We start from the raw sequence: 22,979 nt of genomic DNA, 5'->3' as shown, positions 1-22,979 counted from the left end.
CCCCGTATTTATTTGCACATACAGTATATTGATTGTTTTTATGCCCCGGGAGGTTTTGTGCCGCAACCGGATTTGGCTGCCAAAAAGCCGGGACCCGAAAAAAGGTTGAACGCATTCTTTTGGCAAACATAATTTAGCCTTATAGTAATAGATATTACACAACCTATACGACAGGTGGTTTTTTATCATGAGTAATATGCCAGACATACTGTGGCTTGCAGAAATAAAAAAAGAGGATATTCCGTCAGTTGGAGGAAAAGGAGCCTCACTTGGTGAAATGACATCAGTCGGACTTCCTGTACCTCCGGCATTTGTTGTAACTGCACAGGCATTCCGCCGTTTTTTAATTAAAAGCGGTATAGAGACCGAACTCTTCAAAAAACTTGAAGGTCTTGACGTTGAGGATGCAGAAACACTTGAAGCGACCGCACAGGAAGTAATTAAGCTTGTAATGAGTGCTAAAATGCAGGATACACTCAAAAAGAGCATTACCGACGCATATACCAAAATGGGAAAAGACGTTGTTGTCGCAGTCCGCTCAAGCGCGACAGCAGAAGACCTTCCGGATGCAAGTTTTGCAGGACAGCAGGAGACTTTCCTGAATATCAAGGGAGAAAAAGATCTCTTTGAAGCAATACAGAAATGCTGGGCTTCACTTTATGGGGCACGTGCCATTTATTACCGTGCAAAACAGGGCTTTGATGACAGCAGCGTTGACATTGCCGTTGTCGTCCAGAAACTTGTTTACTCCGAAAAAGCAGGTGTTATGTTCTCCTCACATCCTGTCACAGGAGAGTCCACAACAATAATTGAAGCATCATGGGGACTCGGAGAAGCTGTTGTTTCCGGTATTGTATCTCCTGACAACTATGTCTTTGATCAGAATGCAAACCGCATCGTTGACCGCTATATCGCAAATAAACTGGTGGAAATACTGCCTGACGGCAATAAGGGAACAAAGGAAGTCCTTGTTTCAAAGAAGAGACAGGATGCCTGTGTTCTCTCTGACGAAGAGATAGCAAAACTGGCAAAATACGCAAAAATTGCAGAAGACCATTATGAAAATCCACAGGATGTTGAATGGGGAATTGTAGGCGAAACACTCTACATTCTCCAGTCGCGTCCGATAACAACAATAACCGAGAGTTCCTCAAAAGGAGGGGCAAAGATGGAAAGTGGCGGAATTATTCTTCTTGAAGGGCAGGGAGCATCACCGGGTATTGCAACCGGTGCTGTTGTTATTGTAAACTCTGTAAAAGATCTTGCAAAGGTAAAGGAAGGCGACATTATGGTCGCAAAGATGACCAACCCCGACATGGTGCCTGCAATGAGAAAGGCAGCCGCAATCATAACAGATGAAGGCGGAATGACATGCCATGCGGCAATTGTAAGCAGGGAACTCGGAACACCTGCAGCTGTCGGGACAAAGAAGGCCACAAAGATCCTCAAAAACGGACAGATTGTCACAGTAGACGGTGAAAAAGGAATCGTCTTTGAAGGAAATGTTGCAAAGACAGCAGATGCTTCGGCACAGGCTGTGCAGGTAGTAGCGGCAGGTGCACCGATTATTACCGCGACAAGCATTAAAGTCAATGTTTCACTCCCCGAAGCCGCAAAGCGTGCTGCAGCAACAGGTGCTGACGGAGTGGGTCTTTTAAGAATTGAACACTTAATCCTCGGACTCGGAAAGACACCAGGCTGGTATATCAGAAACAAAAGAGAGGACGAGTTCATAAATGAGCTCTACTCCGGCATAAAAACCGTAATGGACGAGTTCAACGGGAAGCCTGTCTGGGTAAGAACCCTTGATGCACCGACTGATGAGTTCAGAAATATGAAAGGCGGCGAAGAAGAGCCTGAAGAGCACAACCCTATGCTCGGATGGAGAGGAATACGCCGTGACCTTCAGAGCCGCGACCAGTTTGCACTTCAGGTTGAGGCATTCAAAAAACTCTGGGACGAGGGATACGACAATCTTGGAATTATGTTCCCGCTTGTCGGCCACTCCGATGAGTTCATTGCTGCAAAAGCGATGATGAAAGAGTTCGGTGTTGATGTCGATAACAGAACTCTTGGAATTATGGTTGAGATCCCAAGCAGTGCAATAATGATCGACGACTTTATTGATGCCGGAATTGACTTTGCATCATTCGGAACAAACGATCTGATTCAGTACACACTTGCAATTGACAGAAACAACCAGAATGTTGCAGACATGTACAACCCGAAGCACCCTGCCGTTTTAAAACTCATCAAATATGCAATAAAACGCTGCCGCAAAGGCGGTGTCGAATGCTCAATATGCGGTCAGGCCGGTTCTGATCCCGAGATGGTAAAATGGCTTGTTGAGACAGGAATCACAAGCGTCTCCGCAAACATCGACGCAGTCCAAAAGATCCGTGAGACAGCGGCAAGAACAGAGACTAAGATTATTCTTGATGCCGCAAGAAAATAAACAAAAGTTATCCTAAAAATCATGCAAAAAAAGGGTTGTTCTGAAGAAGAACTCTTCTCTTTTCTCTCTTCAGTAAGAAAAAACGACAGAGCCTACGATAAGGTCTTAAGTTCGATGTGCACAATTCCGCATCCGGTTGCAGTTCGTGCCCACAATATGTTTATAGAGACAAATTTAGGCGACCCGGGACTTTTCATCGGCACTGCATCAATAGAGACAATGCTTGTTGAGAGAATTGGTTCTCTTCTCGGCCACAAAGATGCGGGTGGATATTCGACATCAGGAGGAACAGAGTCAAATATTCAGGCATTAAGGATTGCAAGAGAGATGGGAGGGTCAGAAAATCCAAATATTGTTGTGCCGGAATCAGCCCATTTCTCCTTTGAAAAAGCCTGCGAGATACTCTCCCTTGAACTTCGTTCTGTTCCCTCGGATGACAAATTCCGGATGGACGCAGAGAAGATTGAGGACTATATCGATAAAAACACAGTATGTCTTGTCGGTGTTGCGGGAACAACAGAATACGGTGTTGTTGATCCTATATCACAACTTTCAGACCTTGCATGCGACAGGGAAATATTCCTTCATGTTGATGCCGCGTTTGGGGGACTCGTTCTTCCTTTCATAGAAAATTCTCCGGATTTTGACTTTAAACTCCCCGGTGTCTCAAGCATGTCGGTAGACCCGCACAAGATGGGAATGTCAACAATTCCTGCAGGATGCCTGCTTGTCCGTGATGATTCAGTATTCAGATCAACCGAGGTTGATACCCCCTATCTGACAGTCAAAAAAGAATGCACACTCTGCGGTACAAGACCCGGAGGGTCGGTTGCCGCTGCATTTGCTGTTCTTGAATATCTCGGAGAGGACGGACTTTCAAAAATTGTTAAAACCTGCATGGATAACACAAAGAAATTAATCTCCGGTATGAAAGAGCTTGGATACCCTGTTGCCACATACCCGTCTGTAAATGTTGCATCCTTCATATGCGATGAGACACCAAAAGAGTGGCAGGTCTCAAGGACACGTGCCGGACATATGAGAACAGTATGCATGCCGCATATAACAGAATCAGTAATTGAAGAATTTTTAACAGCTATTGGAAATATGTGAAAATTATGTTTAACGAACTTGTACATTCACTGGAAACCTGCCCGATTGTAAAAAGAGGCGAATACAACTACTTCATTCACCCGATCTCAGACGGCGTCCCGATTGTTGAGCCGGCCCTTCTAAGAGAGGTTGCCGTATTAATGTTAAGAGCACTGGACCTTAAGGGTGTAAACAAGATAGTCGTTGCAGAAGCGATGGGAATTCACATCGGCGTTGCATTATCACTGATGACAGATCTTCCCTTAACAATCATAAGAAAAAGGGAATACCAGCTTCCCGGAGAGATTGCACTTCACCAGACAACAGGATATTCAAAGGGCGAGCTTTACTTAAACAGCATTGAGAAAGGTGACAAAGTAGTCGTAATAGACGATGTTTTCTCAACCGGCGGCACAATGAAAGCTATCCTTAAAGGCCTTGAGAATAAAGGTGCAGAAGTTGCTGATGTCCTTGTCGTAATCAAAAGGGGAGAGTGCGATATCGGACGCGATTACAAGTATCTTGTTGAGATTGAAGTCTCGGAATCGGGCGTAAATGTTAAAAATAAAAAATTCTGATATTTTTTTAAGGCTTCTGGATTCAGGTGCAAAAAAAGTTGCACTCCAGTTTCCCGAAGGACTCAAAAGAGAGGCTTACCTTTTTTCGGATGAACTAAAAAAAAGGGGATATCAGGTTATTATTTCAGGTGATCCCTGCTGGGGTGCATGCGACCTTGACCTGACACTTCTGAAAGATGCCGATATTCTGATACACTACGGGCATGCACCTGTCGATGATACAAAAGGCGTCCTTTATGAGTTCATAAGACAGGATATTGATGTAAATTCACTTGAAAATGTTTTGGATACAATAAGGGATGAAAAAATAGGTCTTGTAACAACAATCCAGCATGTTCACGAACTTGAAAAAATCGCGGCATATCTTTTAGATAAAGGAATTGAGTGCGTAATAAGAGAGGGAAGTTCAAGAACACCATATAAAGGTCAGGTTCTCGGATGCAGTTTTGAGGCCGCAAAAAACACCGGATGTGATGAGATATTATTCATAGGAACAGGAGTTTTCCACCCGCTTGGAATTGCGCTTGCAACCGGCATGCGGGTTGTTGCATTCGACCCGTACATGAAAAAAGCAGAAGTTATTGACCCGTCACGTCTTCTCAGGCAAAGATTTGCAAAGATTGAGAAAGCAAAAGAAGCTGAAAGGATTGGAATTATTGTAAGCAAAAAATCAGGACAGAAAAGAGAAGAGCTTGCCATGAAGCTCTGTTCCTTAACTGACAAGGCATATATTGTATATCTCAGCGAGGTTACTCCTGATTCACTCCTAAACCTCGGTTTTGATGCATATGTAAATACGGCATGCCCGAGGCTTGCATACGATGATCAGGCAAGATACCCTGCTCCCATGCTCTCCCCCTCAGAGTTTGAGATAGTCTGCGGGATTAGGGACTGGGAAGATTACACAATTGATGAGATAATCTGATTATCTCAAAAACATCTTTTTTATCTCAAAATTGGACATGCAAACAGTAAATGCTCACTTTTTAATTTTTTGCTGGAAATTAGATATTTTTTAAGGGTTTGCCAACACCACTTTCTATAAAAAAAATTACTTCTTTCCAAAAAGAATTTATAGCTATTATATAAAAAAAATCACATGAACAAATTCAGCTGGGTTCTAATTGAGAGTTTTTTTGCCGCAGCAGGTTTTGGATATGGAATTTTTAATTTTTTAACAAACCAGTCTCCATTAAATACTTCATTTGGCTTTGCATTTGGAATATTCATGACATTAATTGTTATCGGAATGTCATCGCGGAAATCCCATTAGGAACGATTCACTATGAACAGTGCATACAATCGGCGGAGAGGAACAGCCATTATTGAGACCAGAAACGGCATTCTGGTTGTTTCACATGGAGGAGGATATCTGCTTCCCGGAGGGGGTGCTCACCCATATGAATTGCAAATACAGTCTGCAATCAGAGAACTCAGGGAAGAAACCGGACTTTATCCTATAGAAGTGAAATATCTCTTTAAGTTCATGAAAGCTAAGGTATTTTTTATGAAGGTTAAAGGTACACCCAAAGCCAGAAACGAGATTAAAAGAATCGCATATTACAAACCAGGAAATAATACAAGAGTTTCATCAAATACCAAGAAAATAATCGACAAATATTACGCAACAAAGGAAAAGCAACATTATTGAGATTTCCGGATTCCTGAAAACAGGTGATAATTTAAAATTAAGAGAGTTTCTTAATGAATTACCCATATTTTATTGAATTAAGGCTTGGAAATATTAAATGGAATGTCTATAAGAACACAAAACCTGTAAGAATGGCCTATCCAAATAACACTCTAAGAGTACCTCATCTTACAATATATGGGCCGTTTCGTATGAAAAGAGGTCATTCTATACATGAAGTTTATAGTATTATCAAGAAATTATCAGGAGAACTTGATTACCTGCCTTATTCAATTAACGGATGGAATTCAAAGCAAAATAGCAGAGGGAGAGTCATTGCATATAAAATTGAGATTTCTCCAAAATTTCAAAGTTTCTGGAATGAACTGAAAATTGAACTCAACAGGGTGTGTGATCCTGAAAATAGTTTTGATAAAAGAGGAGGATTTTGGGCTCATATAACACTTGCCCACAAACTCAATCATTATCAGTATCTTGATATAGCCGGATTCATCGGAATGGATCTAAACATCTTTGAAAAATTTTGCAGACTTTTTTGCAGAAAAAAACTTAACAGGAGAGCTAAAAAACCTGTTACCAGGCCACTATATCTTAAAACTGACGCTTTAAGAATAACGATTCTTAAAAGCTCCAAAATTCACAGAGAATATGACCTCACAACAAAAAAATGGCTCGGAAGAACAGAGGCTCTAAATTCAAATAGTTGGAAAAAAAGTCTAAGAAATTACAGGCTTATGAAAATCCATTGATATAATTATCAGAATCCCACAAAACAAATATTTTTCTCAGGCTAACGGATGAATACATAGAATATTAACAGAAAGATAACAAAATAAATAATCATTTAAAAGGCAAATATTAGACATCAATTAAAATACCATTTAATAAGATATTGATGTGAAAATGGGCATCATGAAATTTTCCCTGCTCCCATGCTCTCCCCCTCAGAGTTTGAGATAGTCTGCGGGATTCGGGACTGGGAAGATTACACAATTGATGAGATTATCTGAGGTATATTTTTGAAACTAAGAACCCTTGAAATAAAGCTTGAAGGTCTGGAAAGTTTTGAAAAACCCAGTGCCTTTCTTGAACAGTACAAAACCCCGGCAGTCATTGCCGCAAGATTTCTCTATAATGCAATGCTCAAAGGCGATATTGAAGGCATGAGAGTCTTTGACCCCGGATGCGGCACAGGTGTTCTCTCCTGCGGTGCCGCACTTTTGGGTGCGGAATATGTTCTCGGAGTTGACATTGACCAAAAAGCAATAGAAATTGCGGAAAAGAACGCATCAAAACTCAGGGTTGATGTCGATTTTGAGGTGTCTGACATAAAAACATTTGAATGCCCTGAATTTGACACTGTTATCATGAATCCGCCATTCGGCGCCCAGAATGTTCATGCCGACCGGCCTTTTATTGACGCGGCACTTGGATGCGGAGATGTCGTATATGGAATATTCAACAAACGCTCAATAGGATTTATCAGGCCGTATATTAAGGATAAGGCGGAGATAACCGATGCTATCGCATGCGATCTGCCGCTTAAACATACATTTGCCCACCACACAAAGGAATGTGTCGATATCCGGGTTGAAATACTCAGAATGGAAAAGTTATAGGTGATATAAATGGAGGATAATACCCGCTCAATTTTAGGACTTTCAGCGTCCCATCTTGTAAACGATATATATTCGCCGGTTCTTCCGGCAATTCTGCCGCTTTTAATCCTCCAGAACGGTTATTCATACTTTCTTGCAGGACTTCTGGTAACAGTATATAATCTTACATCGTCCTTCACCCAGCCTTTCATCGGATGGCTGTATGACAACAAAAACATCAGTATCCCTATACCTGTATCAATCCTGTTCTGCGCCTTTTTCATGTCCTTTGTCGGATTTGTCCAGCAGGATTACAATATGATTCTGTTGTTTGGAATCGGTGCGGCACTCGGCCATGCCTTCTTTCACCCGAGTGCACTCGGCCTTGTAAGCAGACTTGCACACGGGGCACAGAGAGGAAAACTGACATCCATTTTTGTCGTCGGAGGAAACCTCGGGTTTGCAATAGGCCCTCTTCTGGTGGGAGTTGCAGTAGGATTTTACGGATTGCACGGCCTTGCACTTCTGTTTATCCCCGGCCTGATAATGGCAGCAGTCCTCTATAAGGTTCTTCCAAAGAATTTCAACAGAAATGAGAAGAAGAATGTAATTAAATCCGAAGATCCAAACGGAGTCAGATTCCCTTACTTTCCGATATCACTTCTTGTAATCGCGTCAGGATTTAGGTCATGGGTTATCTTTGCATCAATAGCCTACCTTCCCACATTTCTCAGTGAACAGGGATTTTCCCTCCTCATTGCAAATGTCCTGACATCTGTCATGCTTATTGCAGGCGTTTTGGGACAGGTAATTGGTGCAATACTCTCAGATAAATACGGGAGAAAAGAATACACCTTATTCGGTCTGATTGCATCAATTCCGCCTTTCATTCTGTTTATCGGGACCAGAGGTTATATCTCAATAATTGCCCTGATTGTATTCGGATACTTCCTGTGGTCGACATTTTCGGTTACAATCGCAATGTCACACGAGCTTGCACCGAAAGGGACAGGCACAGTATCCGGTCTTATGCTCGGTCTTGCGGTAGGCGCCGGAGGACTCGGGGTTGCAGTCACAGGATACATTGCTGATATGACATCTGTAATCGGGGCGTTATCCCTTCTGATAATTCCGATTATGATATCATTAGTACTCTTCTTCTTTGTCCCGTACCCCTGGAAACAACGTTCATTAAAAATTGAAAAATAAGAAGATTACTCTACAGGACAATTAAGTCCAAAAAGATAATCTTTTGCAAGACTTCTGATCTCAGGGTCAGAATCCAGTGTTGCATATTTTATCGCGACTATTGCAGATTCCCCCCCTATCAGTCCCAGAGATTCAATTATTCTCTCTCTTACCTGACAGTCCTTCTCGGTCTTTAAGAGGCTGAAAAGAGAATCAACAGATTCGGGCGTACCGATTCTTCCAAGCGCCGCAACAGCTGCCAGACGGACACCACGTGATTCGTCATTTAAAGCTAAACACAAATCTCCTGCAACCGTATCATCACCAAGCCGTCCAAGTGATTTTGCCGCCTCTTTTCTGACATAATGATTCTCATCAGAAAGAAGAGGTTTTATGCCGGAGATTGCACCTTTAACCCCGATAATCCTCAGTGCCGCACAACTCCCGGCACGGATATCTGCCCTCCCGTCACTGAGAGCCTCAATAAGGGGAGCAATGGCAGGTTCGCCTATCTTTGCCAGCGCCTGAATACTCGCATTATGCACCCTCTTTGAACTGTCATCCATTGACTCAATAAGAAAGCATATGGAATCAGTGGATTCCATTATACCAAGCATTCTTGCGGAATTTTCCCTGACAGGAAGATGCGGACTTTTTAACGCATTGATAAGATGAGGTTCGGCTGGACTCCCTATAGCCTCTATCGCACGGAATGTGTTTGACAAAACATCATTGTCCATTATCCGGAATGATTCAATCAGTGGCAAAATCTGTTCAACAGGCACCTGCCTGTATTCAGGAACCGGAGCAGGAGAGAATGGTTCTGCACATTTCCCGGCACCCTGGTTTTTTGCTACGCTTTCAGAGGACTTCTTTTTAAGTACTTTTGATATACCGGCCGAAATCTTCTTTCTGCTTAAAGATGGCCTCCTGCCTGTTTTTATGCCACCTTCACCGGAATCCCATGAAGGTATCAGAAGGATTGCGAAATATACCCAGAGATAGATAAAAGACGTGAATATTGTAAAGATCAGATCCGGATTCCACCCTCCGATAACATATCCGGAGAGAAAAAGAGCAAAGATTAAGAGAAATATGAAAATATGGGCTAATTTCTGCTTGGGATACCAGAGAGCTGTTAAGACAAGAGGGATATAAACAAGATGAGGTGTGAGTCTTGCAAGTATATAGCCTACCTCTCCGCTGAAGGGAGAAAATGCATATACTGCCAGAATAACAACCAGAATGATATATGCAATCAGAATATATGCCTTTACAAAATTTGTATCCTTAATATTCAAAATTTTTCGCAAAACAACATCCTTTTCCTTTAATCTCTTATTATGAGAGATTTAATTGCATCAATTTTATACTTTTTCCAGATAGATTTCTTTTTTTAGCAGATTATATATCCCTGTCCTTTGATTCCATCTAAACACATAAGATTTTCTATAATAAGAATTACATTAGAATCATCTGAGAAATCTGAAATTAGGGGGTTAATTAAAATGGAAAACAAAATAAATGCCGATGAACTAAGGGAGTGGACAAAAAAACAGTCAGAATATCCTGACAGAATGTGGCGGATGATATATGATTCAATGGCAGAGCCAATATTTATTCTTTCAAATGAGGGAGAAATACTCTACTGCAACAGTGCCACTGAAAAATTCCTTGAAATGCCATCAGGTGACATTTTAGGCAGACACTGTTATGAACTCGTGCATAAACTCAGCCATTTTATTGAAGGATGTCCCTTCGTCAAATCAATGGATTCACACAAAAGAGAGAGCTATCAGCTTTTTATGGACAAATGGTACATGGTGAAAATTGACCCTCTTATTAATGACAAAGGGGATGTTATCGGCGCTATCCATTTCATAACAGACATAAACGAAATAGTCAGTTTAAACGCAGACAGAACAAATCTTGCAGAGATAGTCGAGAACTCATGTGATGCAATAGTCGGCATCAAAACTGATGGAATTGTTAAATACTGGAATTATGGTGCCAAACAACTTTTCGGATATTCCGGGGATGAAATTATAGGAAAAGATATCCGTATTCTCTTTCCAGAGAATAAAAAAGAGGATTACGAAGAAATAATGAAAAAACTCATCAGTGGAGAGACTTTTGAGAGGTTTGAATCCGCACTTCTCTTAAAAAACGGGGATGAGGCAGAGATCTCAATAAATGTCCAGCCCATGTATGACGAAAGAGGAATAATCAACGGAATATCCTTTATGGGCCATGACCTCTCAAAGGAGAGAAAAACAGAACGTGAACTTTTGTCATTTGTAACAGAGAGCGCCTTAAGGCTTAACAGACCTGTTGAAATTATAAGAAACAATATGGAGGATATCAAAAATCTTTTGAAATCAAAGGAAATAACCAATGAAGACGCAGAAATGCTTCTGAATATTCAGATAACCAATGCAGATAAAATTCTTGAGAACATAAAAGAGCTTAATATTGCGGTTGTGGACAAGCAGAAAGCAATACCTGATGCATATGCTGATTTTTTGAAAAGATAGGAGCTTAAAATCATGGATTTTTCACTTAAAAACGAAGGCGAGCCACTGATTGTCCTTTATCTGTCAGACCCGGCGAAAATCAGGGAGAGCAATACAAAAATACTAAAAGAAGCTCAGGATTCAGGATATGTGACAATACTGGTCACAGCTAATTTTCCGGTATCAATTCTTGAAAAACTTTACAAAAAGAACGGAATAAACATGGAAAGTGTATATTTTATCGATGCCATTACAAGGTATTCGATGGGAACAGACCCTGTTTCAGATGAACATCATATGTATACCAAAAATCCTTCTGATCTTACAGGACTTGGCATTGCAATTACAGAAATGTTAAAAAGACTTAACGACAAAAAAATTCTTGTTCTGCTAGACTCGGTCAGCACTATGCTTATCTATCTTCCGTCTGTGAAAATATCACAGTTTATGCATTTTATAGCATCAAAACTAAGACAGAGAGAAAATAGTGGTGTTCTTCTGGCGGTTGACGGCGGACTTGACCCCATGCTTCTTTCACAAATGAGCTCTTTTGTGGATGAAATAATAGAGCCTGATAAATAAAGACAAATATTTTCGCAATACTTTTTTTAACCGGCGTGACTAAAATCATAAAAAAAGTTTTAAATCAGTTTATCCGGAAAAAAAGGACATTAAGATATTTATTTAAAAAAAAGCCCGCAATTAATAAATAATGGAAATAATCCCTCAAAAATCATCAGGTCAGAGTTACAGCCTGCTGATTCTTGCCATATCGCTGGCAACTTTTATGTCTGCCCTTGACGGGACAATCGTTAATATTGCTCTTCCGACGATATCACAGTCTTTTAATATTTCATCCAGTACTGTCAGCTGGGTTGCAACCGCATATCTCCTGGTAATGGCAGGCTGTGTTTTAATATTCGGAAAGATATCAGACAGTATCGGTTTTAAAAAAATATTCCTTTCAGGCTTTATTGTATTCACAGCAGGTTCGTTTGCCTGCGGTTTTCTGCCCGATATTCTAAACTCATTCCCGTCTCTTATCGGGTCAAGGATATTTCAGGGAGTGGGCGGTGCAATGATTACCGCAATAGGCCCTGCCATGATTACGGGCTATATTCCGATGAGTCAGAAGGGAAAGGCGATGGGCATAATTATGACGATTGCAGCACTCGGTACAGCAATCGGACCGACAATCGGAGGTATTTTAACCCAGTTTATATCCTGGAACTGGATATTCTACATCAATGTGCCTGTAGGTATTATTGCACTGATAATAGGATTTAAGGTAATTCCCTCTACAGTTGCGGCTGATAAAAAGAATCTCTCAGGGTTTGACAAATCCGGCGCAATGCTTATTTTTACAGGTCTAGCAACACTTCTCTTTGCAGTATCAGAGGGCCAGACGCTCGGATGGACATCCACACCGATACTTGTTTCATTTGCGATTGCAATTGCATCTCTTGCGTATTTCGTCTGGAATGAACTGAAGTCGTCTGATCCACTTCTTGAAATCAGACTGTTTAAGAACAGAAATTTCATCTATACAAATCTGATACTGGCACTTCTTTATCTGAGTTTTGCAGGAATCAACTATCTTCTCCCGTTCTATCTGGAATATGTAAAAGGGTTTGGCACATCGGATGCAGGTCTGATATTAACGTCTCTTTCTGTTGCCATGATGATAGCAGGGCTTATTGCAGGCTCACTCTATAACAGAGCAGGAGGAAGGCCTCTTTGCATCGCTGCCGGAATTATACTTACAGCAGGATATCTCATGATTACATTTCTGCATGCCGATACAACAACAGCGTTTGTGATAGTATGCCTGCTTGTGATAGGATTCGGACTCGGACTCATGGCCACGCCGGTCTCAAATATGATCTTAAATTCTGTCGGTAAGGGATATCAGGGAATGGTCTCAAGTTTAACCGGACTTGAAAGATTCGCACCGATGACGATTGGTATTGCAATATTTAACCTGATATTTATTGAGGGCATGAATTCGATTGCAGTACACAGGGGTGTTACACAGGAGGCGCCTGTCAATATAAAGATGGATGTCTTATCTTCCGGATTTGATCTCGCATTCACAGCGGCATTTATCATCGGAATTGTAATCCTGATTCTGGCACTTTTTGCAAGGCAGGAGATTCACCCGGATTATCTTGAGAAGAGTGATGAAGATGAGGTTGTTGTCGGGATGATTTGATTTTTTTAACCTTTTTTAGGAATTTATAGAGTTAAATAAAGTCGGCTAATATTCTCCTTTAACTTTCTCACAGAAAGGGGATCAAATTAAACAAATAAAAAAAATATTAAAAAAAGCTAATTACTTTCAAAATAGTCAAAATCAATCTTTTTTACGACATACTGTGCTTCTTTAGATACACCGATATCATAATCTATCATCAGCTGAGCAAGTTGTTCACCGCCGATGAGCACTACTTTCTGCTCAATTCTCCGGACATAATCATCTGCTTCTTTGGAGAATTTAGAAGTTGTGATGAAGACACCTTTCTTTGCCCGGTTCCCTGCAAGACTTCCTACAAATGCCTGTATTTCAGGCCTGCCTACTGTATTCTGCCATCTTTTCGCCTGAATATTCACTACATCCAGGCCCAACCGGTCTTCCTTGATAATCCCGTCAATTCCATCATCGCCGCTTTTACCAACCGCTTTTCCTGCATCACTCCTTGACCCGCCATAGCCCATTGCAACAAGCAGATCCACAACAAGATTCTCAAAAAATTCAGGTGAACACTGCATGACACGCTCTAAAATCTCATCGGCAAGCTGGGAACGAAGGTCATGATAGCTGTTTTCAAGGATCTCCTCCGGTGTCAGTTCAGCTGAAGAGACATCATTACTTCTATCGGTCCCGGATTTATCACGACGAAGTACCTTGAAATCCTGATATTCTTTGAACTGTTCAAGGAATTTGGTATCTATCCTTTCAGGATTCTGTCGCAGGACATCTCTGCCACGATCAGTGATCAGAATGACACCACGTTTTGGACTTGTGAGCAGACCGGATTTCTTCAGATACGTCGTCGCCCATCCGACCCGGTTATCAAAGGTTGACTGGATGCCACTTGGGAGCCTTTCTGCCAGATCCTCATCAGAGAGCTGTAAAGTTTTAGATATTTTCTGACGCAATTCTTTTGAGGCGTGTTCCTGTCCATCCGAAACGCACTTCAGGACAGGGAGCATTAATGTTTGATAATCGGGAATGGGCATATTCTCTCCTTATTTTTTAATATAATTTACATTAAAATAAAATTTTGGAAATTGTCGGTTTTAACTTTCACTGCCCTTTCAGCTTTTAATCAAATGAAGTGGGACAAAAAGAATGATTTGAATAGTTAATCATTATAAAAAAAGTCAAACAGGAGATTCATCCATCTCCAGAAATGTCTTTGTAATTTCAGCGTATTCATAAGGTGCATAGTTTGAACCCATGTGAAGAATACCTTTGAACCTTACAAGCCATGAACCGTTTATCTGACCTGCAATCTGAACTGCTACAGATTGTGGCGTTATAAAATCCGCAGTTCCGGTAATGAGCATTACATCATTCTCTATTGATGAAAGATTATCATAGCATCCCGGATAATTCAGGTTTGCATTTGCCTCTTTTACAACGCCTTCGGAAGAGGCAGGATCTGTTAATTCGCTCTCAATAAGACTGTGCAGTATTTTTGTCTCCGGAATTAAAACGCTGTATGTCGCTGATGACAAAACAGCCTTTCTTACCTTTTTTGGGTGTGAGATTAAAAGCTGTTGTGCGACTGTTGATCCCATCGAGCCGCTATAGGTATTCATGCTGTCGTAGCCAAGCGCTTCAACCAGTCCTGCCGCATCATCGGAAAGCTGGTATATTGTAAAATTTGAATCCGTTTTAAAACTCTCACCCATGTCGCGGTAATCAAAAACATAGACGTGATAATCTTCAGAGAGAAGACCGACAAACGTGGTATTCCACGATTTCATTGTCCCACCGAACCCGATGAGCATGAGTATGGGTTCTGTGTTTTCTGTTCCGAATTCACGGTATGCAAGACTGACTCCGTTTACAGTCTTATACTGAACAGGAGTATCTTCATATGAGATTGCAGGAACAGCCGCGGCTCCTGCGTTTTCAGATGATGCAGGAGTTGCTGTGCATCCGCATGTTAAAGCAATGCAGATTAAAATCAGGACTGAAATTCCCGTAATTGCTGTTTTTTTCATAATTATCTCCAGGATTTTCTTCAGGTTCTTAATTGGTTTAATCCCATTTATTCTTTATTTCCTGTTTTTTAGCGAAAAAAAGGATGCATAATAATATAACCAGACATCAGATAAGCCTGAAAAAATGTGAATTAATTATCTAAAGAGCCCATAATATTGAAAAAATATCTCCAGGAGATTCATTCATCTCCAGAAATGTCGTTGTAATTGTCCCGTACTCAACAGGTGTATAGAATGAGCCTGCATGCGGAAGGCCCTTAAATCTTATGAGCCATGAACCGTCAATCTGTCCGGCAATCTCAACCGCTACCGACTGCGGCGTTAAGTCGTCCGCTGTTCCTGTAATTAACATTACATCGTTTTTAATGCCGGAAAGATTGTCATAGCAGCCCCCCCATTCAAGGTTTGCAACAGCCTCCTTCCTCACACCTTCGGGAGTATCAGGATTTTGGGCACTTTCTGTTAGCTGACTGTGCAGTTTCTCTGTTGCAGGAATTGAGGCGCTGTATGCGGCAGAAGAAAGTATCGCCTTTCTAACCATTTCCGGGTGGTCAATTAAAAGATTCTGGGACACGGATGATCCCATTGAAACACCGTAAATGTTCATGCTGTCATATTCCAGTGACGTAATAAGACCTGCCGCATCGTCAGATAATTGCCGGAGAGAATACTGTGCATCAACATCAGTACTCTTCCCCATCCCGCGGTGATCATACATATAAACATGGTAATTCTTTGAAAGAATGCCGATAAACGTGGTATCCCACTGATCCATCGTCTGACCGAATCCCATGATCATGAGGAGAGGTTCTGTGTTTTCTGTCCCGAATTCCCGATAGCTGAGAGTAACTCCGTTTACATCGATGTAATGAACAGGTGTGTCATCATATGAGATTGCAGGAACTGCCGTATCTGCCGGTTGTGCAGTTGATCCTGTTGTTCCGGGTGATGTGATGCAGCCGCATGTGAACACAAAACAGAGCGAAAGCATCACAGTAAACGCTGTAATCATTATTTTGTTCATAAATATCTCCCTGGTCTATCTTTTCACATTAATAATAAAAAAATCATTCATAATTTTCGAAAGAATTTGGATGAAACAACCTGATTTATACAATCAGATGAAAAGAAATTATCCAATGTCAGCACCGGAACAGACAATAAAAAATATCTTATTCAATAAGGCAAAAGAGCTGCATGACAAACCCCGTGAAACTGTTGCTTTTACAGGCATCCCGAAATCTGACGCCCTTTTAAATGATATCAAAAATTATCCCCACTTTTTCGTTCTCGGCTGTGTCATGGACCGTCAGATTACGGCAGAACAGGCATGGAATATCCCGTATATCATATCAAAGGAGTGTGGAGGCCCGGAATTTGAAAATTTTCTGGCCTTAAATCTGGATGATATCAATTCAGTTTTTGCTGAGAAGCATTTGCACAAATTTAACGAAAAGATGGCCGGTTATTTTCATAAGGCAATCAGAAGAATTCATTCCGAATATAAGGATGATGCATCAGAAATATGGCATCTGGCTGAACCGGATTGTAAACTGGTAATCAAACGATTTGCGAATTTTCCCGGAGTGGGTCAGAAGATCTCCACAATGGCTGCCAATATTCTTGTAAGGGAATTTAAAGTGCCATTAAAAGGTGTTAATGAAATAGATATCTCGGTTGATTCACAGATTGGAAAAGTATTCAAACGAACAGGAATGGTTCCGAAAAATGCATCAAATCAGCAGATAATCGAGGCCGCCAGAAACATTTATCCCGATTATCCGGGGATTGCACAATCCCTTATTCGGGAAATTGGCAGGGAATATTGCAAGGGTGACTTCTCCGGATGCGATAAGTGTTACCTGAACGAATACTGCCAGAAAAATAATTTATAACCGGATAAGTTTTATAGTGGTTTTTATCATCATCGGATATTAAATAAAAAAAAACCTGTGTTCCCGCTAAGTCAGGAAAAGCTGATGGATGTTAATTTTAATATCTTCAGCACCAAATTAAGTAAAAGAATTTCTTTTAGGAAATTTGTTTATCAAACCAGATTATTACAAAACCCCCGTGGTGTAGCGGTCAATCATACCAGCCTTTGGAGCTGGTTACGGCGGTTCGAATCCGCCCGGGGGTATACTGCCTTTAGCACAACCTAAATTGATAAATGCCTTTTTTCCCGTGTTTTACTTAAAACAGACTCCCGATTCCTCCCTGAACGACGGAAGACTATTTATATATACTACAAAAAGTATTGTTAGCTTTAATTAAAAGTCAAAGCTAAAATTTAAATATTAAATAATAATAATCAGATGAAACCGGAAATGTCATGAAAATATTTCAGGATTAATTAAAAATGCAAACTAAGCCCGGGTGAAAACAATCAATGGACAACTCTGATGAAAAATTAAGGCACCTGAATAAGATTTTAAGATCAATACGCGATATAAACCAGTTGATAGTTCATGAAAAGGATCTCACTTCGCTCATAACAAAAGCATGCGGGATCCTTGTTCGTGATCAGGGCTACTTTAGCGCATGGATTGCTCTTTTTCCCGACGATAAAAGCGGTTATATATTTGCAGAAAAAGGGCTGGGAAAAGATTTTGATGAACTGAAAAAGTCCATTATAAATAAAAAAATATCAAACTGCGCAAAGAAAGCCATTAAAACCGGCGAAGTCGTCTTAATAAAAGATCCCTCATCAGAATGCAGAGACTGCGTTCTCTCAGACAAGTATAAGGGACGGTCTGCAATGACCGCCGCCATAAGTTATAACGAAAAAAATTACGGCATAATAACAGTATCAACTTCTGCAATTTTTGAGTCCGTTGAAGAAGAGATAGATCTTTTCACCGAGATGGCCGGAGATCTCGGATACGCAATATCATCAATAGAAAAGGAAAGGGAAAGATTACAGGCATTTGCTTTAATTGAGGAGAATAAGAAAAAATATCAGAAACTCTTCGACTCTGCAAACGACATGATCTATCTTCACGAGACAAAAGATGATGGATTCCCCGGACGAATTCTTGAAGTAAATGAAACAGCATGTATTAAAATGGGTTATACCCGCGAAGAATTCCTCAAAAAAAGCGTCCAGGATTTAAATGATCCGGACTATGAGGGTGACCTGTTACAGATTATCAATAAACTAAATAAGGAAAAAAATTTTGTTTTTGAATGGATACATCTAGCAAAAAACGGAGAAAAAATACCTGTTGAAATATCTGTTCATAATTTTGTGCTGGAAGGGGAGAATGTTGCTCTTGCTGTCGTCCGTGATATCTCAGAACGAAAAATTCTTGAAAAAGAGCTCATTTTAACACTTAATGCCACAACAGACGGTATTTGGAAATGGAATTTATCAACTGGCGAGCTGGAGTTTAATTCCGGATATTATACAATGCTGGGGTATGAGCCTTTTGAATTTCCGGCGAATTACGAATCATGGGTATCTCTCATTTATCCTGAAGACAGGGAAAAAGCACTAGAAACAGCTGAAAAATATCTTGAAACCAAACCTGACAATTATGAGAACGAATTCCGTTTAAAAACAAAAGACGGGGGATACAAATGGATTCAGGCTTCTGCAAAAGTTACCGACAGGGATAAAGGCGGCAATGCCTTGCGGTTGATAGGAAATCACATAGATATTACTGACAGGATAACTAAAGAGATAAAAATATCTGAGCAGAAAAAATTCTACGAAAATATTATAGAAAACATACCTGACGGTATCTGGATAACAGATTGTAATGATGTAATAATATATGCCAATTCTTCCATTGCTGAGATTTCAGGTGTCGATACGGAGTTTTTAAAAGGAAAATCCGTCCCAAATGATTTTGATACAGGGACAGTCAACGAATTCATAAAATATTACAATCAGGCCAGAAAAACACTTAAAAATGTTTATTATGAAGCATTTGTGGTCACACCTGCACACAAACCCACCTGGCAGGCAGGCTGGCTGGTCCCGATAATAAAAGAAAATACATTCTCAGGAATGATATGCACAATAAGGGATATAACAAAGAATAAAAAGCAGGAAGAGATTCTTAGGCTAACAAGTTTTTCAGTAGACAAATCACCCACATCAATATTCTGGATAAAACCCGACGGATCCTTTTATTATGTCAATGAAAATGCCTGTAAAGAACATGGATATTCTAAAGGAGAGCTTTTAAAACTGGGCGTAGCTGATGTGGATCCCAATTATCCCATATCTGAGAGGAAATCTTTATGGAGGAACCTTAAAAAAGAAAAGGTTCTAAAAATAGAAACCCTCCATAAGGCTAAAGACGGCCGGATATTTCCTGTAGAGGTCATTAGCTATTACCTTAATTACAAAGGAGAAGAATTTGAAATAGCAAATTCCAGCGATATAACCCAAAAAAAGAGAGATGAATATGAGATTTTAGAGAAAGAGGTAAAATACAGGGAGCTATTCAACAACGTTTCCGAAGCGGTTTTTCTGCATAAAGTGATGAAGAACAATCAAAGAGGAAATTTTGTTGAGGTAAACGACACAGCCTGCCAGCGTCTCGGTTATACGCGGGATGAACTCCTTGAGATGACTGTAGCTGATATAAACACGCCTGTAATCAGAAAAGATGACATAAAGAGAGTTAAAGACCTTAAAAAATTTGGTTCAATAGATTTTGAGGGCGAACATGTCAGAAAGGACGGTTCTGTTTTCCCTGTTTTTGTTAAAGCGAGGATGATAGATATTGCCGGTGAAAAATATATCATGTCTCTTGTAAGAGACATTTCAGAAGATAAGGAGACCAAAAGAAGAGAAGCAGAAGCACTGATGCAGATTGAAAAAAATCTGCTTCAGATGGCTGCCTTAAATGACAAAGTCAGAAACCCTCTGTCAGTAATTGCCGGATACCTCTCGCTTGAAGAAGATAGAAATACATCGGAATTACTCCTGCAGCAGGTAAAAGAAATTGATGATATAATAACTGAGCTTGACAGAGGCTGGCTGGAATCACATAAGATAAGAGAGTTTCTCAGAAGACATTATGGTGTTGACTGAAGGATTTTTAAAAAAATATAAGGAATATATATTTCCTGAAGCCGCATTCAGAGGTATTTTACTGCGGTTTAAAAAATACCCGTACCTCAATAAAAAGATCAAAGCTTTTGATACTCCTTTAGGAGAGATTCGGAGTACGCATCTTTTTTCTTGGACGGAATGTAATTTAATACACACGCCCTTTTTATGAGCTCTTCTTTTATTGCAGGAACAGATGACAGGTTCAGCTTTTTTACATCATCCAGAATGAAATCCAGTTTATTTATCCCCACCTCTTTTCCTTCGACAATAATTTTTTTAATATCATTCCCTTCAGGTACAATACCACCACATATTGTGCAGTAATCTCCTTCTTTTTCAGTCATAAATGCCTGCCAGCTAACCCTTTATCATTGTAAGCATCATCTTAAACCTTGTAACAGCAGAGAGTGCATGAGGGGCATTTGCCGGAAAAATTATGGTATCTGCCTCCTTCATTGAAAATGTCTCACCTGCGACCCAGACCTCACATTCACCGTCAAGTATTGTGACAACAGCGTCATAAGGAGCTGTATGTTCTGAAAGACCCTCATTTTCATCGAATGAAAATATTGTGATGCTGCCGGAATTTCGGTTTACAATCATCCTGCTTGCAACTGATCCGTCCTGATAATCGACAAGACTCTTTAAATCCAGAACCTTTCCCTTTAATTCCGCCCTTTTTTCATCGCTCATAAATAAGCACTTAGGCATTTATCCTATATCATCATATTTAGCCGGCTTTTATATCCTGCTTTTAAGGCAGTAATTAAAATCTGCAAAACCTTTCTATTCTGTAAAACAAACCTAAGATCACGATAACATGAAAAATGCAAAAAAGACAGGGCAAAAAGAGAAAATAAATCCCCTGAAAAAATTCTTAAAAACCAGTGATCCAAAGATTGGATTCATTCGTGATATTGCAGGGGTATTGTGTGCTGTCGGCGTAATTGCACTTCTGCTTCTTTTAATATCAGGCACATGGCCTGCTGTTGTTGCAGTTGAATCAGAGAGTATGGTGCCAAACATGAATAAGGGAGACCTTGTATTCATAGTCGCACCCGACAGATTCGGAGAACTTTCAACCTGGCAGAAAGGCTTAGTAACCGGATATGGGAAGTTCAACAATAAACCTGACAAACAGGGAAACACTGTTTTCGGCGATGTAATAATCTACAGGCCAAACGGAAATGAAAATGTTCACCCGATAATACACCGCGCCGTTGAATGGTATGAAGGAGAACCAAACAACGGATACATTACAAAAGGTGACAACAACCAGGTTTACGACCAGCTTTCCGGCATTGCAGGTGTTGGTGCAATAAAACCTGTAAAAGAGGAATGGGTTGTCGGAAAAGCCCTGTTTTCAATACCACTCATTGGATACGCACCCCTTCATCTCTTTGAATTTGCCATAATTCTGATTGCAATCATGATAATTCACGAACTCTACTTAAGAAGGCGTGAGGAGAAGAATAAATGAACGACAACGACCTCAAAACACTCTTAGACGATCTCTTAAACGGACACAGGATGACAACTGGCGAAGCTGAAAGCCTGATGAAGATAAACGACAGGCGAATCTGGGATGTTGCAAAAGCAGCTGACACGATGCGTGAAAGACGGGCAGGGGACATTGTAACATACGTCAGAAACCAGAACGTCCATGTAACAAACATATGCAGGAATCTGTGCAATTTCTGTGCATTCGGAAAACCAAAATCAGACAAGGATGCATATCTCTTCGATAAAGAGTCAATAAAAAACAGTGCAGCGCTTGCAAAGGAGAGAAATGTTACAGAGATCTGCCTTCTTTCAGGCGTTCATCCGGATTTTAATGTCGAAAGCTATGAGGATATCCTAAGGTGCATAATAGAAGAAGCACCTGATGTGGATATTCACACTATGAGTCCCGATGAGGTATATCATGCAGCAAAAATGAGTGGAATCAGCACAAAAGACGTTCTTGAAAGGATGATTTCCGCAGGTCTTGGCACTCTTCAGGGCACAGCTGCCGAGATACTTGTTGATGATGTAAGGAAGGTAATCTGCCCTTCAAAAATATCCACTGCTGAATGGGTCAGAATAATAAAAGAAGCACATTCCCTCGGTCTGAAATCAACATCCACAATAATGTACGGATCTGTTGATACAGAAAAAGACAGGGCTGAGCACCTGGGAGTTTTAAGGGACATACAGGATGAAACAGGCGGTTTTACAGAACTGGTTCCACTTCCCTACCTCCATCAGAACACAAGACTCTATGAAAGAGGCTTAGCCCCCGCAGGTGCGACAGGAAGATCTGATCTTCTCTTCTTTGCAGTATCACGCCTGTTTCTGGATAACTTTGACAATATTCAGATCTCATGGGGAAAAGTGGGTCTTAAATTCACCCAGCTTGGACTTCTTGCCGGCGGGAACGACTTAGGCGGAACAATGTTTGCAGACGAAGTTTCAACTGATGCAGGCGGCGAGGGATCGGACTTCTTCAACCCTGAAGAGATGAAAAGAATTGCTGAGGATATCGGAAGAACACTCAGACAGAGAACAACAAAATATGAATTAATTTAACAATAATATCTTATTTTGGCCTCATTTAGACTCTA

General features: G+C 40.6%; 22 protein-coding genes and 1 tRNA gene. 17 read left to right on the top strand and 6 right to left on the bottom strand.

The window, feature by feature from the left end; genetic code table 11:
* Positions 1-187: 187 nt before the first annotated feature.
* From ppsA to ACTB1O_RS11275, 9 genes are all read left to right on the top strand, one after another.
* Entirely contained in the window at positions 188-2,455 is a 2,268-nt protein-coding gene (gene ppsA, locus ACTB1O_RS11315) for a phosphoenolpyruvate synthase (RefSeq protein WP_462995242.1), read from the top strand.
* A 21-nt stretch (positions 2,456-2,476) separates the two neighbouring features.
* Positions 2,477-3,568 carry a tyrosine decarboxylase MfnA gene (gene mfnA / locus ACTB1O_RS11310; protein ID WP_462995241.1) on the top strand — a complete coding sequence of 364 codons (1,092 nt, stop codon included), beginning with the start codon at positions 2,477-2,479 and terminating at the stop codon, positions 3,566-3,568.
* Between the two features lie 5 nt (positions 3,569-3,573).
* Positions 3,574-4,125 (top strand): hypoxanthine/guanine phosphoribosyltransferase, encoded by a 552-nt coding sequence (gene hpt, locus ACTB1O_RS11305; RefSeq protein WP_462995240.1) that lies wholly within the window; start codon positions 3,574-3,576, stop codon positions 4,123-4,125.
* A complete protein-coding gene (gene dph2 / locus ACTB1O_RS11300; protein ID WP_462995239.1) occupies positions 4,103-5,050 on the top strand; it encodes a diphthamide biosynthesis enzyme Dph2 in 948 nt (315 codons plus the stop codon). The genes hpt and dph2 overlap by 23 nt, the downstream gene beginning before the upstream one ends.
* Positions 5,051-5,224: 174 nt before the next feature.
* Positions 5,225-5,398 (top strand): hypothetical protein, encoded by a 174-nt coding sequence (locus ACTB1O_RS11295; protein WP_462995238.1) that lies wholly within the window; start codon positions 5,225-5,227, stop codon positions 5,396-5,398.
* A gap of 12 nt (positions 5,399-5,410) precedes the next feature.
* Positions 5,411-5,776: an NUDIX domain-containing protein gene (locus tag ACTB1O_RS11290; protein WP_462995237.1), complete on the top strand. Its 366-nt coding sequence runs from the start codon at positions 5,411-5,413 to the stop codon at positions 5,774-5,776.
* A 53-nt stretch (positions 5,777-5,829) separates the two neighbouring features.
* Entirely contained in the window at positions 5,830-6,525 is a 696-nt protein-coding gene (locus tag ACTB1O_RS11285; RefSeq protein ID WP_462995236.1) for a 2'-5' RNA ligase family protein, read from the top strand.
* A 270-nt stretch (positions 6,526-6,795) separates the two neighbouring features.
* Positions 6,796-7,395 carry an METTL5 family protein gene (locus tag ACTB1O_RS11280; RefSeq protein ID WP_462995235.1) on the top strand — a complete coding sequence of 200 codons (600 nt, stop codon included), beginning with the start codon at positions 6,796-6,798 and terminating at the stop codon, positions 7,393-7,395.
* Between the two features lie 9 nt (positions 7,396-7,404).
* Entirely contained in the window at positions 7,405-8,583 is a 1,179-nt protein-coding gene (locus ACTB1O_RS11275) for an MFS transporter (RefSeq protein ID WP_462995234.1), read from the top strand.
* A 5-nt stretch (positions 8,584-8,588) separates the two neighbouring features.
* Here ACTB1O_RS11275 and ACTB1O_RS11270 read toward each other — a convergent pair whose 3' ends face one another.
* Positions 8,589-9,863, bottom strand: a complete 1,275-nt coding sequence (locus ACTB1O_RS11270; RefSeq protein WP_462995233.1) for a HEAT repeat domain-containing protein — start codon at positions 9,861-9,863, stop codon at positions 8,589-8,591.
* Positions 9,864-10,070: 207 nt separating this feature from the next.
* Between ACTB1O_RS11270 and ACTB1O_RS11265 the strand changes: the two genes are divergently transcribed.
* The 3 genes from ACTB1O_RS11265 to ACTB1O_RS11255 all read left to right on the top strand — a co-directional run bounded on the left by ACTB1O_RS11265 (position 10,071) and on the right by ACTB1O_RS11255 (position 13,287).
* Positions 10,071-11,096, top strand: coding sequence for a PAS domain-containing protein (locus tag ACTB1O_RS11265; RefSeq protein WP_462995232.1), 1,026 nt, complete (start codon positions 10,071-10,073; stop codon positions 11,094-11,096).
* 12 nt (positions 11,097-11,108) lie between these two features.
* On the top strand, positions 11,109-11,657 hold the full coding sequence (locus ACTB1O_RS11260; protein WP_462995231.1) for a DUF7504 family protein: 549 nt from the start codon (positions 11,109-11,111) through the stop codon (positions 11,655-11,657).
* A gap of 130 nt (positions 11,658-11,787) precedes the next feature.
* On the top strand, positions 11,788-13,287 hold the full coding sequence (locus tag ACTB1O_RS11255; RefSeq protein WP_462995230.1) for an MFS transporter: 1,500 nt from the start codon (positions 11,788-11,790) through the stop codon (positions 13,285-13,287).
* Between the two features lie 116 nt (positions 13,288-13,403).
* Here ACTB1O_RS11255 and ACTB1O_RS11250 read toward each other — a convergent pair whose 3' ends face one another.
* The 3 genes from ACTB1O_RS11250 to ACTB1O_RS11240 form a co-directional block, all read right to left on the bottom strand.
* Complete coding sequence (locus ACTB1O_RS11250) at positions 13,404-14,315, bottom strand: restriction endonuclease (protein WP_462995229.1); 912 nt, start codon at positions 14,313-14,315, stop codon at positions 13,404-13,406.
* Between the two features lie 144 nt (positions 14,316-14,459).
* Positions 14,460-15,308: an alpha/beta fold hydrolase gene (locus ACTB1O_RS11245; RefSeq protein WP_462995228.1), complete on the bottom strand. Its 849-nt coding sequence runs from the start codon at positions 15,306-15,308 to the stop codon at positions 14,460-14,462.
* Positions 15,309-15,447: 139 nt separating this feature from the next.
* Positions 15,448-16,332 carry an alpha/beta fold hydrolase gene (locus ACTB1O_RS11240; RefSeq protein ID WP_462995227.1) on the bottom strand — a complete coding sequence of 295 codons (885 nt, stop codon included), beginning with the start codon at positions 16,330-16,332 and terminating at the stop codon, positions 15,448-15,450.
* A gap of 115 nt (positions 16,333-16,447) precedes the next feature.
* Between ACTB1O_RS11240 and ACTB1O_RS11235 the strand changes: the two genes are divergently transcribed.
* From ACTB1O_RS11235 to ACTB1O_RS11225, 3 genes are all read left to right on the top strand, one after another.
* Positions 16,448-17,203 carry a hypothetical protein gene (locus ACTB1O_RS11235; RefSeq protein ID WP_462995226.1) on the top strand — a complete coding sequence of 252 codons (756 nt, stop codon included), beginning with the start codon at positions 16,448-16,450 and terminating at the stop codon, positions 17,201-17,203.
* Between the two features lie 172 nt (positions 17,204-17,375).
* Positions 17,376-17,448: transfer RNA gene (locus ACTB1O_RS11230), tRNA-Gln, on the top strand.
* A 249-nt stretch (positions 17,449-17,697) separates the two neighbouring features.
* Positions 17,698-20,355: a PAS domain S-box protein gene (locus ACTB1O_RS11225; protein ID WP_462995225.1), complete on the top strand. Its 2,658-nt coding sequence runs from the start codon at positions 17,698-17,700 to the stop codon at positions 20,353-20,355.
* Between the two features lie 98 nt (positions 20,356-20,453).
* Here ACTB1O_RS11225 and ACTB1O_RS11220 read toward each other — a convergent pair whose 3' ends face one another.
* The gene (locus ACTB1O_RS11220) at positions 20,454-20,720 is read right to left on the bottom strand and encodes an NAC family transcription factor (RefSeq protein WP_462995224.1); all 267 of its coding nucleotides are present in this window, start codon (positions 20,718-20,720) and stop codon (positions 20,454-20,456) included.
* Positions 20,721-20,733: 13 nt separating this feature from the next.
* Positions 20,734-21,069 carry a cupin domain-containing protein gene (locus tag ACTB1O_RS11215; RefSeq protein WP_462995223.1) on the bottom strand — a complete coding sequence of 112 codons (336 nt, stop codon included), beginning with the start codon at positions 21,067-21,069 and terminating at the stop codon, positions 20,734-20,736.
* Between the two features lie 127 nt (positions 21,070-21,196).
* Here ACTB1O_RS11215 and ACTB1O_RS11210 point away from each other — a divergent pair, with 127 nt between their 5' ends.
* Together ACTB1O_RS11210 and cofH are read left to right on the top strand one after the other, a co-directional pair.
* Positions 21,197-21,856 (top strand): S26 family signal peptidase, encoded by a 660-nt coding sequence (locus ACTB1O_RS11210; protein ID WP_462995222.1) that lies wholly within the window; start codon positions 21,197-21,199, stop codon positions 21,854-21,856.
* A complete protein-coding gene (gene cofH, locus ACTB1O_RS11205; RefSeq protein ID WP_462995221.1) occupies positions 21,853-22,944 on the top strand; it encodes a 5-amino-6-(D-ribitylamino)uracil--L-tyrosine 4-hydroxyphenyl transferase CofH in 1,092 nt (363 codons plus the stop codon). Before ACTB1O_RS11210 ends, cofH begins: the two co-directional genes overlap by 4 nt.
* The last annotated feature ends 35 nt before the right edge of the window (positions 22,945-22,979 follow it).

This window comes from Methanomicrobium sp. (assembly GCF_055145805.1).
This window is presented reverse-complemented; position numbering and strand designations above follow the sequence as displayed.

Excerpts from the sequence above, each read along its gene's own strand:
- ppsA (WP_462995242.1), top strand. The coding sequence starts at position 188 with ATGAGTAATATGCCAGACATACTGTGGCTTGCAGAAATAAAAAAAGAG.
- mfnA (WP_462995241.1), top strand. The coding sequence starts at position 2,477 with ATGCAAAAAAAGGGTTGTTCTGAAGAAGAACTCTTCTCTTTTCTCTCT.
- hpt (WP_462995240.1), top strand. The coding sequence starts at position 3,574 with ATGTTTAACGAACTTGTACATTCACTGGAAACCTGCCCGATTGTAAAA.
- dph2 (WP_462995239.1), top strand. The coding sequence starts at position 4,103 with ATGTTAAAAATAAAAAATTCTGATATTTTTTTAAGGCTTCTGGATTCA.
- ACTB1O_RS11295 (WP_462995238.1), top strand. The coding sequence starts at position 5,225 with ATGAACAAATTCAGCTGGGTTCTAATTGAGAGTTTTTTTGCCGCAGCA.
- ACTB1O_RS11290 (WP_462995237.1), top strand. The coding sequence starts at position 5,411 with ATGAACAGTGCATACAATCGGCGGAGAGGAACAGCCATTATTGAGACC.
- ACTB1O_RS11285 (WP_462995236.1), top strand. The coding sequence starts at position 5,830 with ATGAATTACCCATATTTTATTGAATTAAGGCTTGGAAATATTAAATGG.
- ACTB1O_RS11275 (WP_462995234.1), top strand. The coding sequence starts at position 7,405 with ATGGAGGATAATACCCGCTCAATTTTAGGACTTTCAGCGTCCCATCTT.
- ACTB1O_RS11265 (WP_462995232.1), top strand. The coding sequence starts at position 10,071 with ATGGAAAACAAAATAAATGCCGATGAACTAAGGGAGTGGACAAAAAAA.
- ACTB1O_RS11260 (WP_462995231.1), top strand. The coding sequence starts at position 11,109 with ATGGATTTTTCACTTAAAAACGAAGGCGAGCCACTGATTGTCCTTTAT.
- ACTB1O_RS11255 (WP_462995230.1), top strand. The coding sequence starts at position 11,788 with ATGGAAATAATCCCTCAAAAATCATCAGGTCAGAGTTACAGCCTGCTG.
- ACTB1O_RS11250 (WP_462995229.1), bottom strand. The coding sequence starts at position 14,315 with ATGCCCATTCCCGATTATCAAACATTAATGCTCCCTGTCCTGAAGTGC.
- ACTB1O_RS11245 (WP_462995228.1), bottom strand. The coding sequence starts at position 15,308 with ATGAAAAAAACAGCAATTACGGGAATTTCAGTCCTGATTTTAATCTGC.
- ACTB1O_RS11240 (WP_462995227.1), bottom strand. The coding sequence starts at position 16,332 with ATGAACAAAATAATGATTACAGCGTTTACTGTGATGCTTTCGCTCTGT.
- ACTB1O_RS11235 (WP_462995226.1), top strand. The coding sequence starts at position 16,448 with ATGTCAGCACCGGAACAGACAATAAAAAATATCTTATTCAATAAGGCA.
- ACTB1O_RS11225 (WP_462995225.1), top strand. The coding sequence starts at position 17,698 with ATGGACAACTCTGATGAAAAATTAAGGCACCTGAATAAGATTTTAAGA.
- ACTB1O_RS11220 (WP_462995224.1), bottom strand. The coding sequence starts at position 20,720 with ATGACTGAAAAAGAAGGAGATTACTGCACAATATGTGGTGGTATTGTA.
- ACTB1O_RS11215 (WP_462995223.1), bottom strand. The coding sequence starts at position 21,069 with ATGAGCGATGAAAAAAGGGCGGAATTAAAGGGAAAGGTTCTGGATTTA.
- ACTB1O_RS11210 (WP_462995222.1), top strand. The coding sequence starts at position 21,197 with ATGAAAAATGCAAAAAAGACAGGGCAAAAAGAGAAAATAAATCCCCTG.
- cofH (WP_462995221.1), top strand. The coding sequence starts at position 21,853 with ATGAACGACAACGACCTCAAAACACTCTTAGACGATCTCTTAAACGGA.